Source organism: Helcobacillus massiliensis, from assembly GCF_033106145.1.
Taxonomy (GTDB): domain Bacteria; phylum Actinomycetota; class Actinomycetes; order Actinomycetales; family Dermabacteraceae; genus Helcobacillus; species Helcobacillus massiliensis.
Genome location: NZ_CP136959.1, coordinates 282,724 through 296,262 on the forward strand (window position 1 = coordinate 282,724; position 13,539 = coordinate 296,262).

The window sequence follows — 13,539 nt, forward strand, 5'->3', positions numbered from 1 at the left end:
CGGCGTGACCGGCCGCGCCGCATAGCCGGGCCGCGCCCCGGCGTCAGCGGTGCGCATCACCTCTCCACCCCTGTGGTGACGACGGTGGTGCGCACCGCTGTCACGTTCTCACCGGTGTACGTCCCCTCAAGCCGCCGGTTCAGGGCGATCAGCTGGTCGTTGCTGTTCTCGAACTTCGCAATGGAGCCGGTGTAGCCCCAGTCCCTGCGGATCTCGCCGTTCGGGTGAGTGTGCCCGCTGTTGTGGTTCAGATCCAGGTAGTTGACCTCGGAGTTCGGCGCCGGTTCCTGATCGGGGAGGTCGATCGCGACCAGTTGTTCGTTGAGCGAACGCTCGTTGAAGTCGAGAGCGGGGACGATGTCGCCATCGGTCGGGAGCGGCACACGCATGCCGCCGACCTCGAGGTAGGAGTCCCCGTGCGAGATCGACGTCAGCTGCGTGTTCGTATGCGCGGGCTGAATGGAGTCCACGGGGGAGCCGACGGTGACGACATCCGTCACGAGGTGGGCCCCCGGGCCGTTGTACTGCGGATCCTGGGCGAATCGCGCCGCCGCCAGCCCGCCCTGTGAATGGCCGACCAGGAGCACAGGAGTGCCCGGCGGCAGATCCGCCTCCTTCAGAGCCACGTCGATGTCCTTCACGGCCGCTGCGTCGCGGTCCGCAGACGCGAGGTGGACGTTGCTGAGCCAGTCGCGGTTGTTTCCCTGCGCCCCGGTCCATGCGTCGATCTGATCGATCGGTGTTCCTTCTGTGGGCGGGACGTGCACGATCGCCGTGGCCTGGCCGTTCTCGTCCCGCAGTTGCGTGACGGAGATCCTGCCCTGGTCGGTGCCGGCCTCCACCGTGGGTGCACGGACGTCTTCAATGCCGAGGACGAGTTCAGCAGTGTTCGCGGGGACTGTGCCTCCCTCGGTGGTGGCGACGTCGAGGACCGCCGGTTCGGCATTGGCGAAATCGGGAATTGGTTGACCGTTGACGACTGCGGTGACTGCGTTGGCGATGCCCTGGAGGTTCTGCCCATGGGCGAGGAACGGGCTGGCCAGGAGCAGAGCGGCCCCGGATGCGGTCTCCATCGCTGAAGGCGCGGGACCGGTCCCATCGATGAACCTCAACAGGGGTTCCACGGCGATCTCGTCATTGCGGCGCGCCTGCTCCACGATGTCCGGGTGGACTCCCTGAGAACGCAGCTTCGCCTCGCGCTCGTCCTGCCAGGCCCCAACAATCGCGCGGCCGCCCTGCCCGATGAGCGACAGTCCCTTCTCGACCGGGCCTTCGAGCCAGTCGGGCGCGGGGTCATCGTCGTCGAGGTATCCGTTGGTGGAACCCGTCGGCGCCCCGAATGTGCGGGCGGGGCCGTAGCCGAGCGGCACGCCGCGGGCAATGTGCGGCGCGCCCTGCTGGAAGCCGCTGCGCAGAGCGGAGCCGAAGCCCCCGGGGTCGGGGATGATGCCGCGGGCGGTGGAGGCGTCGATCTGGTGGCGGACCTGGTCGTGCAGTTCCCGGGCGATGCGGCTGATCTCCGAAGCGACCTCCTGGCAGTCGCGGTCGAACACCTGACGCACCCATCGCCGGTGCTCATCGGCATCGGGGCCGTCCCAGGACATGGACGTGGCGATGTGCGCCATGTCCTTCTGCCCGGTGAGGATCGTGGCGGCGGCCTCCTCGAGGGCTGTCGCAGCGGCCTCGACAGCGGCGGGGTCCATCCCGATCGCGTCAGCAGCGGTGGGGTCGGTGACGGCGGGGTCGGCGGCGGGTGCAGTCATGGAGTGTCCTCGTTCCCGGGTGGAGCGGATGATGCGGTCCAGGCTAGGGAGAGCAGCGCGGGGAGACGCACGGCACCCGTCGGCCTGTGGACAACCGGGTGGGGGCGGGAATGTGGACATCGCGCCCGTAGACTGGCTCGGGGCCGCAGGAGCACCCGGTCCCTGTCTGATTCGTGGAGGAGAGAGCGTGGAGCACTCAGAGGACTTCGCACGCGCCTACGCCGCACTGGTGGCGCGCGCCCCTGAGAACGAGATCGAGCCGGGCCTGGAGCGCATCCGTCGGGTGATGGAGCTGATGGGCGACCCGCAGAACTCCTACCGCAGCATCCACATCGCCGGCACGAACGGCAAGACCACGACCGCCCGGGTCGCCGAAGCGATCCTCATGGGCGCGGGCCTGCGGGTCGGCCGCATCACCAGCCCCCACCTGCACTCTCCGACGGAGCGCATCGCCATCGACGGCGACCCCATCAGCGAAGCCGACTTCGTGCAGGCGTTCGAGGACGTCATGCCGTTCGTGGAGCGCGTCGATCAGGAGTCCCTCGCCGCCGGCGGCCCCCGCATGACCATGTTCGAGGTCCTCACCGCGATGCAGTTCCAGGCGTTCGCCACCGCCCCGGTCGACGCCGCCGTCATCGAGACCGGGCTCGGCGGCACCTGGGACGCCACCAACATCATCGACAGCGACGTCACCGTCATCACCTCCATCTCCCTCGACCACCAGGAGTACCTGGGCGACACGATTGAGGAGATCGCGGGGGAGAAGGCCGGGATCCTGAAGCCGGGTGCGATCGCTGTGCTGGGCGCACAGAAGCACCCGTCGGCCATGGACGTGCTGCAGGAGGTCGCGGAGGAGCGCGGCATCACGGCGGCTGTTGAGGGCGAGCAGATCGCGGTGCTGGACCGTGTTCCCGGTGTGGGCGGGCAGATGCTGTCCGTGCAGGGCATCGCGGGCCGGTACGACGAGGTGTTCCTGCCGCTGCTGGGGGAGCACATGGCGTCCAACGCGCTGCTGGCGATTGCGGCGGCGGAGGCGTTCCTCGGAGGCGGCGATGAGCCGCTGAACCTGGAGCTGCTGCGCGAAGCGGCGGGGTCGGTGACCTCGCCGGGCCGCGCCGAGGTGGTGCGCCAGTCACCGACGATCGTGGTCGACGCGGCGCACAACCCTGCGGGTGCCGAAGCACTGGTGGAGACGGTGCGGGAGAACTTCCGCTTCACCTCGGTCACGGGGATCGTGGCGGTGCTGCAGGAGAAGGACGTGCACGAGATCCTGTCGATCTTCGAACCGCTGATGGACACGGTGGTGATCACGCAGACGTCGTCGCCGCGGGCGATCCCGGCGGACCGCCTGTCGATGATCGCGGAGGACGTCTTCGGTGATGAGGACCGCGTGATCGAAGCGGCGCACCTGCCGGATGCGATCCAGCGCGCGGTCGACATCGCGGAGGCCGGGGGCGACTCGTTCGGCGGCATCGTGGCCGCGGGGTCGGTGACGCTGTCCGCTGAAGTGCGTCAGCTCCTGGGCCGGGACGGTGAGGTGTGATCATGGCCGGAATGTTCGATTTCACCCCGTCCCGCCGCAAGGGTCCAGCGCAGCGCATGCTGGCGGCGACCACGCTGATCTGCGAAGCCGCGGTCATCTTCTTCTCCGTCCTGGTGGCGCATGGTCTGGCGCCGGAGCACCGGGCGGTGACGTGGACGGTCGGTCTGGCCCTGGTGGTCCTGCTGCTGGTCGCGGTGGGCATGATGAGGCGGCCGACGGCTGCCGGGTACTGGCTGGGCCTGGTGCTGCAGCTCCCCGTTCTCCTCATGGGTCTGGTGGTTCCCGCCATGTGGGTGGTGGGCGCAGCGTTCGCGATCCTGTACCTAGTGAGCGTGGTGAAGGGCCACACGATGGACCGGGAGAAGGACGCGGTGGACGCGCGGGTCCTCGGCACCGACGGGCGCGGCTGAGTGCATTCGCGGACCGACGCCCCGCGCGGGCACCGTGGTCATGGCGGCGAGGGCCCGCCTGGTCGTCGGCGTCGCGGAGCGTGACGCGGCGGTTCTGCTGGGCGCGCTGAGCCCGGTCGTACACGGTCTGCGGGTCCAGCTCCGCCATGCGGCGCCGCGTATGGTCCCGCCACGCTCGGGTCCCCGCGGCGGTGAGCTGAGGGGCGTCCTCGGACAGGACCCGGTCGAGTTCACGCTGATGATCCAGGCTCGGTGCGAGGGAGGCTTCGTGAGTGATGGTGAGGGCAGCTTCGTGCTCCACGGCCCCGGTGACGACGGCTTCCCGAAGGCGCGGCATCGCAGCGTTCATCAGGGCGTGCCCGGTGATGAATCGGCGGGCGCGGTGGTGGGACTGGCGGGTCCAGGTGGCGACTTCGTGGACCGCTGAGCGGGTGGCCTGCGCGGCGAGCGTACCGAGGAGCAGGGTGATCTGGTCACGGGCAGCGGCGACGGCGGTGGTGGCGCTGGCGTAGTCCTGACCGGCCGCGAGAGGAGCGCCGAGCAGGTCGGCGTGCAGGGCGGACGCCTGCGCTGCCAGGTTCACCGCGGCCTGGTGGATGCTGTCCAGTGTGCTGTCACCGCTCTTCGGCAGCGTCCGCAGCGGCTCGATGTCCAGCGCCATGATCTCTCCTCCTTCCGGCCGACGGTGTCCTGTTCCGATGGGTGCAGTCAGGCTGGGGGAGGGGTGCGACATTGAAAGTCGGGGTCGGCGAATGCCCAGTTCGCAGGGTATTAAAGGGTGTTGTCGGGTGTGGGGAAGTGGTCGTCCACACCCGGTCCGACCGGCCCGTGGGAGTGCCCCGCTGGCTCCACCGGATAGTGTGGGCCCATGAGCACTGAACGAACACTCGTCCTGCTGAAGCCCGACGCCGTCCAGCGCAGCCTGCGCGGTGAGATCATCCGCCGCATCGAGGCGAAGGGCTACGACATCGTCGCCCTGTCGCAGCGCACCGCCACCAAGGAAGAGCTGGCCGCCCACTACGCCGAGCACGAGGGCAAGCCCTTCTACGACCCGCTCGTGACCTACATGGCCGGCGGACCGATCGTCGCCCTGGTTGCTGAGGGCGAGAACGTCATCAAGGGCTTCCGCTCCCTCGCCGGCGGAACGAACCCCACTGAGGCCGCGCCGGGCACGATCCGCGGCGACCTCGGTCGCGAATGGGATGCCCCGGTGATCCAGAACCTGGTGCACGGCTCAGACTCCGTCGAATCCGCTGACCGCGAGATCGGGATCTGGTTCCCGAACCTCTGATCCTCTGCCCCGAACCCGTTCGATGCGCGCGGCCCCACTTGTGGGGTCGCGCGTTTCACATTCCCGGTTCATCATTGGTGACGAATTCCCCTACCGGGAGGGCGGCTGCTGGTGCACACTATGGGCATGGCTTCCGTCGTGATCTTCCTCCTCTTCGCTGTGGCCGTGTCAGCAGTCCTGCTCATCGTCGTCGCAGCCCTTGCGCTCGCTGAATCGCGCCGTTCCCGCGTCACCGATTCCCCGACCGCCGTGCGCGTGCCGGCCCGCACGCCCGCCCCGGCCGAGCCGGCCGCACCGGGCGTGCGCCATCGCAGTGCGCCGACGGGCCCCGCGCCCCGTCGGATCGTCCCCGATGAGGAGGCGACCGTGCTGCGCCGCGCAACGGGCATCCACCGTTCGCCGCGTCGCCCGCGCCGCGACTCCATCGCCGCCTGACCTCCCGCATAGACTGGTCTCAGCGCTGAACCGGTGCGCCCGCGCGCATCCGGTGCTCCGGCGCGCTGACTGACCCATCGGGCGCATGCCCGCCCGCATCCCGCACCGGCGCCCCACCGCGCCCGGCTGCGCAACACTACGGAGGTGCCTGTGGATCCCAATGACATTCTGATGGCCGTTCTCGCCGGCGGCGGCGGACTCGCCGTCATCGGCGGCGGCATCTGGGCGGGCATGCGCTCGCGCACCAAACCCACCACCAAGACCGACGGGCGCCGCCCCGAAGGCCGCGGCGCGGAGACCGTCCGCCCGCCGGCGCGCCCGCGCCCCGCCGCACCCACCTGGGGTGACACGCTGACTGCCCCCGCCGCGCCGAAGAAGTCGGAGGAGGCGGCCGACGCAGGCCCCGAGACCGCTGAAGCTCCGGAAGCGCGTGAGGCAGAGGCTCCGTCGGCCGGCGGCTCCACCGCCGCAGCAACCGCCCCCGAGGCCGAGACCGAGTCGGCAGCCGCGCCCGCTGAAGCGGCCGATGAGACGGTGGTGGACGAAGCACCGGTCGAACTCGAGCAGCCGGAACCGACCGCTGATCGCATGGTGCGCCTGCGCGCCCGTCTGCAGCGCTCCGGCGCCATGGGCCGCGGTCTGCTCAACCTCCTCACCCGCGACGAGATCGACGACGCCACCTGGGAGGAGATCGAAGAGACCCTCCTGCTCGCCGACCTTGGGCCCGCCGCCACCGATGAGCTGATGGACGGCCTGCGCGCCCGCGTGCAGGTGCTCGGCTCCCGCGACCCCGCGGAGGTGCACGACATCCTCCGCGACGAGCTCGTCAAGGTCGTGGACCCGACCCTGGACCGCCGCATCGCCGCCAGCGCCATCGAAGCGCCCAGCGGTGAACGGGTCCCGTCGGTCATCGTGATGGTCGGCGTGAACGGCACCGGCAAGACCACCACCACCGGCAAGTTCGGCCGCGTCCTCATCGCGGAGGGGCGCACCGTTGTGTTCGGCGCCGCCGACACGTTCCGCGCCGCGGCTGCTGAACAGCTCACCACCTGGGGTGAACGGGTCGGCGTGGACACCGTCCGCAGCGACCGCGAGGGCGCCGACCCCGCATCGGTCGCGTTCGATGCGGTCACCGAGGGCATCAAGCAGGATGTGGACGTGGTCGTCATCGACACCGCGGGCCGCCTGCAGAACAAGAAGGGCCTGATGGACGAGCTCGGCAAGATCAGCCGCGTCGCATCGAAGGCGCTCAAGGGGGCGAAGATCCAGGAGATCATCCTGGTCATCGACGCCACCACCGGTCAGAACGGCATGCAGCAGGCGCGCGTGTTCGCCGAAGCGGTCGACATCACCGGCATCGCCCTCACCAAGCTCGACGGCACCGCGAAGGGCGGCATCGTCGTCAACGTGCAGCGCGAACTCGGCGTGCCGGTGAAGCTCGTCGGCCTCGGCGAAGGCATGGACGACCTCACCCCGTTCGACCCGTACGGCTTCGTCGACGCCCTGCTTGAGGCCTGAGCGGCCGACGGACTCCTCACCTCACCCGCCGCACCCGCGTGCGGGGCCCCATCCGCCACCGGTAGGATGGTCGGGCCCGGCATGCGGGTGCGCCACCATTGGCGCGAGCCGTCACACCGCCTGCCGCCCCGATCAACCGCTGAGGTCCATTCTTCGTGTTCAACAACCTGTCCGACCGGATCACTCAATCCCTCAAGGGTCTGCGAGGCCACGGCCGCCTCACCGAAGCGGACGTCGACAAGACAGTCCGCGAGATCCGCCGCGCACTCCTGGACGCCGACGTCGCCGTCCCCGTGGTCCGCTCCTTCGCCGCCCAGATCCGTGAGCGCGCCCTCGGTGAAGAGGTCTCCAAGGCTCTCAACCCCGCCCAGCAGGTCGTCAAGATCGTCCACGAGGAGCTCATCGAAGTCCTCGGCGGCGCCACCGGTGAGCTGCGCCTGGCGAAGAACCCGCCCACCGTCATCATGCTCGCCGGCCTCCAGGGCGCCGGTAAGACCACCCTCGCCGGCAAGCTCGCGAAGTGGTTCAAGGAGCAGGGCCACACGCCGATGCTGATCGCATCCGACCTGCAGCGCCCCAACGCCGTCAACCAGCTGCAGATCGTGGGTCGCCGTGCCGGCGTCGCCGTGTACGCCCCGCAGCCCGGCAACGGTGTGGGCGACCCGGTGCAGGTGGCGCGCAACGGTGTCGCCATCGCCCGCGACAAGCACCACGACATCGTCATCGTCGACACCGCGGGTCGCCTCGGTGTGGACGAGGAGATGATGCAGCAGGCCCGCGACATCCGCGACGCCGTCAACCCCGACGACACCCTGTTCGTGGTCGACGCGATGATCGGTCAGGACGCCGCCCGCGTCGCCGAATCGTTCCGCGACGGCGTCGGCTTCACCGGCGTGGTCCTCTCCAAGCTCGACGGCGACGCTCGGGGCGGTGCCGCCCTCTCCATCACCGGCGTCACCGAGCGCCCGATCCTGTTCGCCTCCACCGGTGAGGCCCTCGGCGACTTCGAACGGTTCCACCCGGACCGCATGGCCAACCGCATCCTCGACATGGGCGACATGCTCTCCCTCATCGAGCAGGCGGAGAGGTCGTTCGATCAGAAGCAGACCGAGCAGATGGCGTCCAAGCTCACCAAGGGCGAGGACTTCGACTTCAACGACTATCTGGGCCTGATGGCGCAGATGAAGAAGATGGGGTCGATGAAGAAGATGCTCGGCATGCTGCCGAACATGCGCCAGTACAAGGAGCAGATCGACCAGTTCGACGACTCCCAGCTGAACCGCATCGAAGCGATCATCCAGTCGATGACCCCGTTCGAACGCGCGAATCCCAAGCAGATCAACGGGTCCCGTCGGGCCCGCATCGCCGCCGGCTCCGGTGTGACCGTCACCGAAGTGAACCAGCTGCTGGAGCGCTTCAAGCAGGCGCAGAAGATGATGGGCTCCATGGGCCAGGGGATGGCCGGCGGCGGCATGCCGGGCGGCCCCGGGATGGGCTTCGGCAAGAAGTCCAAGGGCCGCCAGCAGCCGCAGCAGAAGAAGCGGAAGTCGAAGTCCGGCAACCCGGCGAAGCGCGCCGCCCAGGAGAAGGCGTGGGCGCAGAAGCAGGCGAACCAGCCCGCCGGGTCCGCCTTCGGCCTCGGCGGTCAGGGCGGCGGCGAGATGCCGGACCTGTCCAGCCTCGATCCGAAGCAGCTGAACTCCCTGCCCCCTGAGATGCGGAAGATGTTCGGCAAGTGACAGCCGCGGAGGTGCTCCATCTGAGCGGGCCCATCCTCACCGCCGCCGGTGAGGAGGCCCCCCAGGCGTGGGTGGTGGGCGGCCGGATCACGTTCGAGCGGCCGACGGGTTCCGCCCCCACCCGGCGCCTGGCCGGATACGCGCTGCCGGGCCTGGCGGACCTGCACTGCCACATCGGCATCAACGACAGCGGTGAGGGCACCACCCTGGAGACGGCGCGCGAGCAGATGCGCCGCAACCGCGACACCGGTGTCCTCCTGATCCGCGACGCCGGGTCCATCATCGACAACTCCCCGCTGCAGGCCACTGCGCCCGGCGAGGCAGGGCACCTGATGCCCGATCTGGTGCGCTGCGGCCGCCACGTGGCCCGCACCCGCCGCTACCTCATCGGCTATGCCGACGAGGTCGACCCCCAGGACCTGCCGGCCGCGGTGACGACGCAGGCGGAACGGTCCGACGGGTGGGTGAAGATCGTCGGCGACTGGATCGACCGTGACAAGGGCGACCTCGCCCCCTGCTGGTCCGCGGATGACTTCCGCGCCGCCGCGGATGCCGCCCACGCCGCCGGTGCCCGCATCACCGCGCACACGTTCGATGAGGAGACCATCCCGCTGATGCTTCAGGCCGGCTTCGACTGCCTGGAGCACGCCACCGGCCTCACCGACGAGACGATCCCCGCGGTCGCCGAGGCCGGTATCCCCGTGGTGACGACCCTGGTGAACGTGGACCGGTTCACCGACTACGCCGACCAGGGGGAGCGGAAGTTCCCGCAGTACGCCGCGCACATGCGCCGCCTGCGGGGGGAGCGCTTCGAGCGGACGTGCGACGCCGTCGACGCGGGCGTGCAGCTGCTGACCGGCACGGACAGCGGCGGCGTGCTCGGCCACGGCATCATCCACGACGAGCTCGACGAGATCGCCAAGTGCGGCCTCAGCGCCGAGCAGATCCTGGATGCGGCTGTGTTCGCGCCGCACGAGTTCCTCCGCAAGCCCGGGCTGGTGGAGGGCGCGCCGGCGAACCTCATCGTGACCGCGGAGGATCCGCGCCGCGACCACCGAGCGCTGCGCGATCTGGACGCGATCATGCTGCGCGGGGAGGTCGTCGGCGGCTGAGGCCGTCAGCGCAGGATCCGCATCAGCGCAGGATCAGTGTGAGCGCGATGACCAGCATCGTCACGCCCACGAGGACGTCGAGCAGGCGCGCCCCGTAGCCGAGCGCCGTGAACCACAGGATGCTCGCAGCAATCGCGCCGAGACCGAAGCTCCACCGGCCGTCCCCGTGCGCTGCCGCGCCGCAGGGACAGCAGTCCGGAGAGGAGCATGGGGTCGATGGTGGGGCCGGTGGGCAGGATGCGACTGTGCGGACCGGCACATGGGATCGCCCTGGCCGGGTGCGGTGAATCCTGGCATAATCATCTGCTGTATGTGTCGCCGGCAGCCCTCTACCTGCCGCCGATGCGTCCAGCCGAAGGACGTGCGCCCCGCATGACCCCACAGGGTGCGCCGAATTCACCCACCGTCAAGAAGGAGAGACAGCCGCGTGGCCGTCAAGATTCGTCTGAAGCGCATGGGCAAGGTCCATGCACCCCACTACCGCGTCGTCGTCGTCGATTCGCGCAAGAAGCGCGACGGCGCCGTCATCGAGGAGATCGGTGTCTACCGTCCCACCGAGGAGCCCTCGCTGATCGAGGTCGACTCCGAGCGTGCACAGTACTGGCTGGGCGTCGGCGCCCAGACCTCCGACCAGGTCGCAGCCATCCTGCGCGCGACCGGCGACTGGGCCAAGTTCAAGGGCGAGGAGGGCGCCGAGGGCACCCTGAAGACCAAGGCCGAGAAGGAGTCCGCTGAGGAGCGCATCGCCGCCGCTGACAAGCAGGCAGCTGAGAAGCGCGACGAGGCGAAGAAGGCCAAGGAGAAGGCAGAGGCTGAGAAGGCCGCCGCCGAAGCCGAGGCCGCTGAGGGCTCCGAGGACGCTCCGGCTGAGGACGCCTCCGCTGAGGCGTCGGACGAGGCCTGAGCATGACCGCTCGCGCTGAGGCACTGTCGCACTTGGTCAGCGGCATCGTGGACAACCCCGATGACGTCCGCGTCAGGGAGAAGAACACGCGCCGCGGCCCGCTGCTGGAGGTCCGGGTCAACCCCGAGGACCTCGGCCGCGTGATCGGCCGCTCGGGTCGCACCGCTCGCGCTCTGCGCACGGTCACCCAGGCGCTGTCCGATGACGACGTCCGTGTCGACATCGTCGACACCGACAAGCGGTGACCCAGCCGCAGCGACCGTGCCCCTTATGCACCAAGGCGGCAGCACCCTCCGGGGCGCTGCCGCCTTCGCTCATCCCCACCACCTGAAGGCAGACCAGTGACCATCACCCGTACGCTCCGCCGCACCACCGCCACCACCGCAGCGGCCCTCAGTTCCCTGCTGCTCATCGCCGCCTGCACCGGCCCCGGCGGGCAGGCGCAGAAGCCGGCCGAGCAGCAGAGCCCGTCGGCGTCCAGCATCGCCGCTGAGGACCCCGCCACGAAGGCGGCCTGCCTCGACTTCTTCGGCGACCCCGACTACCTGTCCCCGAAGGCGTACGAGATCCTCGGGCTCGCCGGCAGCGTCGCCGAATCCACCGATGGCGACACCCAGTTCTTCGCCTCCGGCGCCGACACCCTGCGCACCGTGTTCCAGGACGCCGACGACTCCGTCCGCACCGACGTGGAACCGCTGATGGTCTGGTTCCAGGACGAAGCCCCCAAGGGCTCGAAGGCGGACATGGGGGCGTTCGCCGACGCCTACCGCGGTGTCGCCGCCGCCTGCTCCGGCTATTCGCAGGCCGCCGCGTTCGACGCCGACCCGTCGAAGGGCGGCCAGAAGTCCGCGAAGCTCGTGTGCTCCGAACTGAGCACGAAACCGCAGACCCTCGGTGTGTTCAGCACCGCGAACGTGCTGCCGTCCGAGATGTTCCGCGTGGTGGGGCTGTCCCCGCGCACCGTCAGCGCTGACGACATGGACACCGTGAAGCGGGTCAACGACTACCTCGAGCAGCAGAAGCGCGCGGTGGACGATGAGGGCGTCGCCGCCGCCATCGGCGAGATCCAGAAGCCGTTCACCGCCGCTCTGGACGGCGACATGGACTCCCCGGGGCTGCGGGACGCGATGGACCAGTTCGGCTCCGCCTGCTCGTCCGCCGGATTCTCCGGCGCCAGCGACGTCACAGACAGCGAGTCCGGCGACCTCGCCGGCTGACAGACAGGAACTCCCATGCCCAGCGAGAACACCATCACCGTCGCCGTCGGCACCATCGGCCGGGCGCACGGACTCAAGGGGGAGGTGGCCGTCATGCTGCGCACCGACATCCCCGAGGTCCGCCTCGCCGACGGGGCCGTGCTCGATGTCAACCCCGCCGGCGTCATCGGAGCGGACACGACAGCTCTGCCGCGCACCCTCACCGTCACCTCCACCCGCATCCAGCAGGGCCGCTGGTACGCGAAGTTCGCTGAACTGCGCGACCGCACCGCCGCCGAACAGGTCCGCGGCGCCGACCTCACGGTGCGGCTGGACCGGGACGAGGAGTTCGAGCAGGATCCTGACGCCTGGTACCCGTCGGAGCTGAAGGGCCTGCCGGTGGTGACGGCCGACGGCACCGAACTCGGCACCGTCCTCGACCTCGAGCACTACCCCGCGCAGGACGTCCTCATCGTCCGCGCCGTCAGCGGTCAGCGCGTCATGCTGCCGTTCGTGGAGGAGCTCGTGCCGGAAGTGGACCTCGAGCAGGGGCGGATCGTCGCCGACCCGCCCGGTGGTCTGTTCGACCCGGAGAACGCGGACTCGGAGCGCGACTGACATGCGCATCGACGTCATCACCATCTTCCCCGAGTACCTGCATCCGCTGGACCTGTCCCTCATCGGGAAGGCACGCCGTGACGGCGCCCTCGACCTGCAGCTGCACAACCTGCGGGACTTCACCCACGACCGCCACCGCACCGTGGACGACACTCCCGTCGGCGGCGGCGCCGGCATGGTGATGAAGCCGGAGCCGTGGGCGGAGGCGTTCGCCCACGTCATCGAGGCGGGCCGACGGGCACTGGGGGACGATCAGGCGCAGCCGATCGTGATCTTCCCGAACCCCGCCGGTGAGCCGTTCCGGCAGGCCGCGGCGCAGTCCCTGAGCGGTGAGCAGTGGCTGATCTTCGCCTGCGGTCGCTATGAAGGCATTGACGAGCGCGTCTACGAATACCTGCGGGACACCGGCATCGAGACGCGCCTGCACTCCCTCGGCGACTACGTCCTCAACGGCGGCGAGGTCGCGGTGCTGGCGATGACCGAAGCGATCGTTCGGCTCGTGCCCGGCGTGCTCGGCAACCCGGAGTCGATCGTGGAGGAGTCCCATTCGGTCGGTCTGCTGGAGTACCCGATCTACACGAAGCCGGCATCGTGGACGTCGCCGGACGGGCAGGTGCGCGACGTGCCGGAGGTGCTGATGAGCGGGCATCACGGTCGCATCGCCCAGTGGCGGCGCGAGCAGGCCGTGCAGCGGACCCGGGAGCGGCGGCCGGACCTGCTGGGGGAGTGACCCCGTCGGCCCCCCTGCGCGCGGCAGGCGGCGGCCTGTGGTGGGATTCGCACCGCAGCGGCGGGGCGCAGCATTGCCCCCGCGGGGCTTTGGTGGAAGAATCGTGGACTGTGCGCATCGCGCCGTCCACTGCCTCAGGGGTGGTCGGCACTGAGCGATCGGGCAGGTCCGTTGCCATGGGAGTGGCAGCCAGAGGCCCAGCACACACCTCATTGTGAGTGACGCTCGTCGGCCGCGTGCCGGCGAGGGTGAAGACATCTCCCGTCGACCTGGGGCGAGG

The 13,539-nt window shown here is 69.8% G+C and carries 14 protein-coding genes; 13 read left to right on the plus strand and 1 reads right to left on the minus strand.

What is annotated here, in order from left to right:
• Positions 1 to 56: 56 nt before the first annotated feature.
• Complete coding sequence (locus tag R3I40_RS01370; protein ID WP_285262343.1) at positions 57 to 1,763, minus strand: alpha/beta hydrolase; 1,707 nt, start codon at positions 1,761 to 1,763, stop codon at positions 57 to 59.
• A 187-nt stretch (positions 1,764 to 1,950) separates the two neighbouring features.
• On the opposite strand from R3I40_RS01370, the gene R3I40_RS01375 reads away from it, so the two are divergent.
• From R3I40_RS01375 to trmD, 13 genes are all read left to right on the plus strand, one after another.
• A complete protein-coding gene (locus R3I40_RS01375) occupies positions 1,951 to 3,306 on the plus strand; it encodes a bifunctional folylpolyglutamate synthase/dihydrofolate synthase (protein WP_285262344.1) in 1,356 nt (451 codons plus the stop codon).
• Between the two features lie 2 nt (positions 3,307 to 3,308).
• Positions 3,309 to 3,716: a DUF4233 domain-containing protein gene (locus R3I40_RS01380; protein ID WP_285262345.1), complete on the plus strand. Its 408-nt coding sequence runs from the start codon at positions 3,309 to 3,311 to the stop codon at positions 3,714 to 3,716.
• A 268-nt stretch (positions 3,717 to 3,984) separates the two neighbouring features.
• On the plus strand, positions 3,985 to 4,143 hold the full coding sequence (locus R3I40_RS01385; protein ID WP_285262346.1) for a hypothetical protein: 159 nt from the start codon (positions 3,985 to 3,987) through the stop codon (positions 4,141 to 4,143).
• Between the two features lie 441 nt (positions 4,144 to 4,584).
• Positions 4,585 to 5,007: a nucleoside-diphosphate kinase gene (gene ndk, locus R3I40_RS01390; RefSeq protein ID WP_183376670.1), complete on the plus strand. Its 423-nt coding sequence runs from the start codon at positions 4,585 to 4,587 to the stop codon at positions 5,005 to 5,007.
• Positions 5,008 to 5,133: 126 nt separating this feature from the next.
• On the plus strand, positions 5,134 to 5,442 hold the full coding sequence (locus tag R3I40_RS01395; protein WP_285262347.1) for a hypothetical protein: 309 nt from the start codon (positions 5,134 to 5,136) through the stop codon (positions 5,440 to 5,442).
• A 171-nt stretch (positions 5,443 to 5,613) separates the two neighbouring features.
• Positions 5,614 to 6,960: a signal recognition particle-docking protein FtsY gene (ftsY, locus tag R3I40_RS01400; protein ID WP_285262348.1), complete on the plus strand. Its 1,347-nt coding sequence runs from the start codon at positions 5,614 to 5,616 to the stop codon at positions 6,958 to 6,960.
• Positions 6,961 to 7,115: 155 nt separating this feature from the next.
• Complete coding sequence (gene ffh, locus R3I40_RS01405; protein WP_239376338.1) at positions 7,116 to 8,699, plus strand: signal recognition particle protein; 1,584 nt, start codon at positions 7,116 to 7,118, stop codon at positions 8,697 to 8,699.
• A gap of 11 nt (positions 8,700 to 8,710) precedes the next feature.
• On the plus strand, positions 8,711 to 9,811 hold the full coding sequence (locus tag R3I40_RS01410; protein WP_317700053.1) for an amidohydrolase family protein: 1,101 nt from the start codon (positions 8,711 to 8,713) through the stop codon (positions 9,809 to 9,811).
• A 427-nt stretch (positions 9,812 to 10,238) separates the two neighbouring features.
• Positions 10,239 to 10,715 carry a 30S ribosomal protein S16 gene (gene rpsP / locus R3I40_RS01415; RefSeq protein ID WP_239376335.1) on the plus strand — a complete coding sequence of 159 codons (477 nt, stop codon included), beginning with the start codon at positions 10,239 to 10,241 and terminating at the stop codon, positions 10,713 to 10,715.
• Positions 10,716 to 10,717: 2 nt separating this feature from the next.
• On the plus strand, positions 10,718 to 10,960 hold the full coding sequence (locus R3I40_RS01420; RefSeq protein WP_183373441.1) for an RNA-binding protein: 243 nt from the start codon (positions 10,718 to 10,720) through the stop codon (positions 10,958 to 10,960).
• Positions 10,961 to 11,056: 96 nt separating this feature from the next.
• Positions 11,057 to 11,932 carry a hypothetical protein gene (locus tag R3I40_RS01425; RefSeq protein WP_285262349.1) on the plus strand — a complete coding sequence of 292 codons (876 nt, stop codon included), beginning with the start codon at positions 11,057 to 11,059 and terminating at the stop codon, positions 11,930 to 11,932.
• 15 nt (positions 11,933 to 11,947) lie between these two features.
• Positions 11,948 to 12,529, plus strand: a complete 582-nt coding sequence (rimM, locus tag R3I40_RS01430; protein WP_239376333.1) for a ribosome maturation factor RimM — start codon at positions 11,948 to 11,950, stop codon at positions 12,527 to 12,529.
• Position 12,530: 1 nt separating this feature from the next.
• On the plus strand, positions 12,531 to 13,259 hold the full coding sequence (trmD, locus tag R3I40_RS01435; RefSeq protein WP_183373444.1) for a tRNA (guanosine(37)-N1)-methyltransferase TrmD: 729 nt from the start codon (positions 12,531 to 12,533) through the stop codon (positions 13,257 to 13,259).
• Positions 13,260 to 13,539: the final 280 nt, after the last annotated feature.

Bases quoted from the DNA above. Each gene is read 5' to 3' on its own strand.
- R3I40_RS01370 (WP_285262343.1), bottom strand. From the start codon at position 1,763: ATGACTGCACCCGCCGCCGACCCCGCCGTCACCGACCCCACCGCTGCT.
- R3I40_RS01380 (WP_285262345.1), top strand. From the start codon at position 3,309: ATGGCCGGAATGTTCGATTTCACCCCGTCCCGCCGCAAGGGTCCAGCG.
- ndk (WP_183376670.1), top strand. From the start codon at position 4,585: ATGAGCACTGAACGAACACTCGTCCTGCTGAAGCCCGACGCCGTCCAG.
- R3I40_RS01395 (WP_285262347.1), top strand. From the start codon at position 5,134: ATGGCTTCCGTCGTGATCTTCCTCCTCTTCGCTGTGGCCGTGTCAGCA.
- ftsY (WP_285262348.1), top strand. From the start codon at position 5,614: ATGGCCGTTCTCGCCGGCGGCGGCGGACTCGCCGTCATCGGCGGCGGC.
- R3I40_RS01420 (WP_183373441.1), top strand. From the start codon at position 10,718: ATGACCGCTCGCGCTGAGGCACTGTCGCACTTGGTCAGCGGCATCGTG.
- rimM (WP_239376333.1), top strand. From the start codon at position 11,948: ATGCCCAGCGAGAACACCATCACCGTCGCCGTCGGCACCATCGGCCGG.
- trmD (WP_183373444.1), top strand. From the start codon at position 12,531: ATGCGCATCGACGTCATCACCATCTTCCCCGAGTACCTGCATCCGCTG.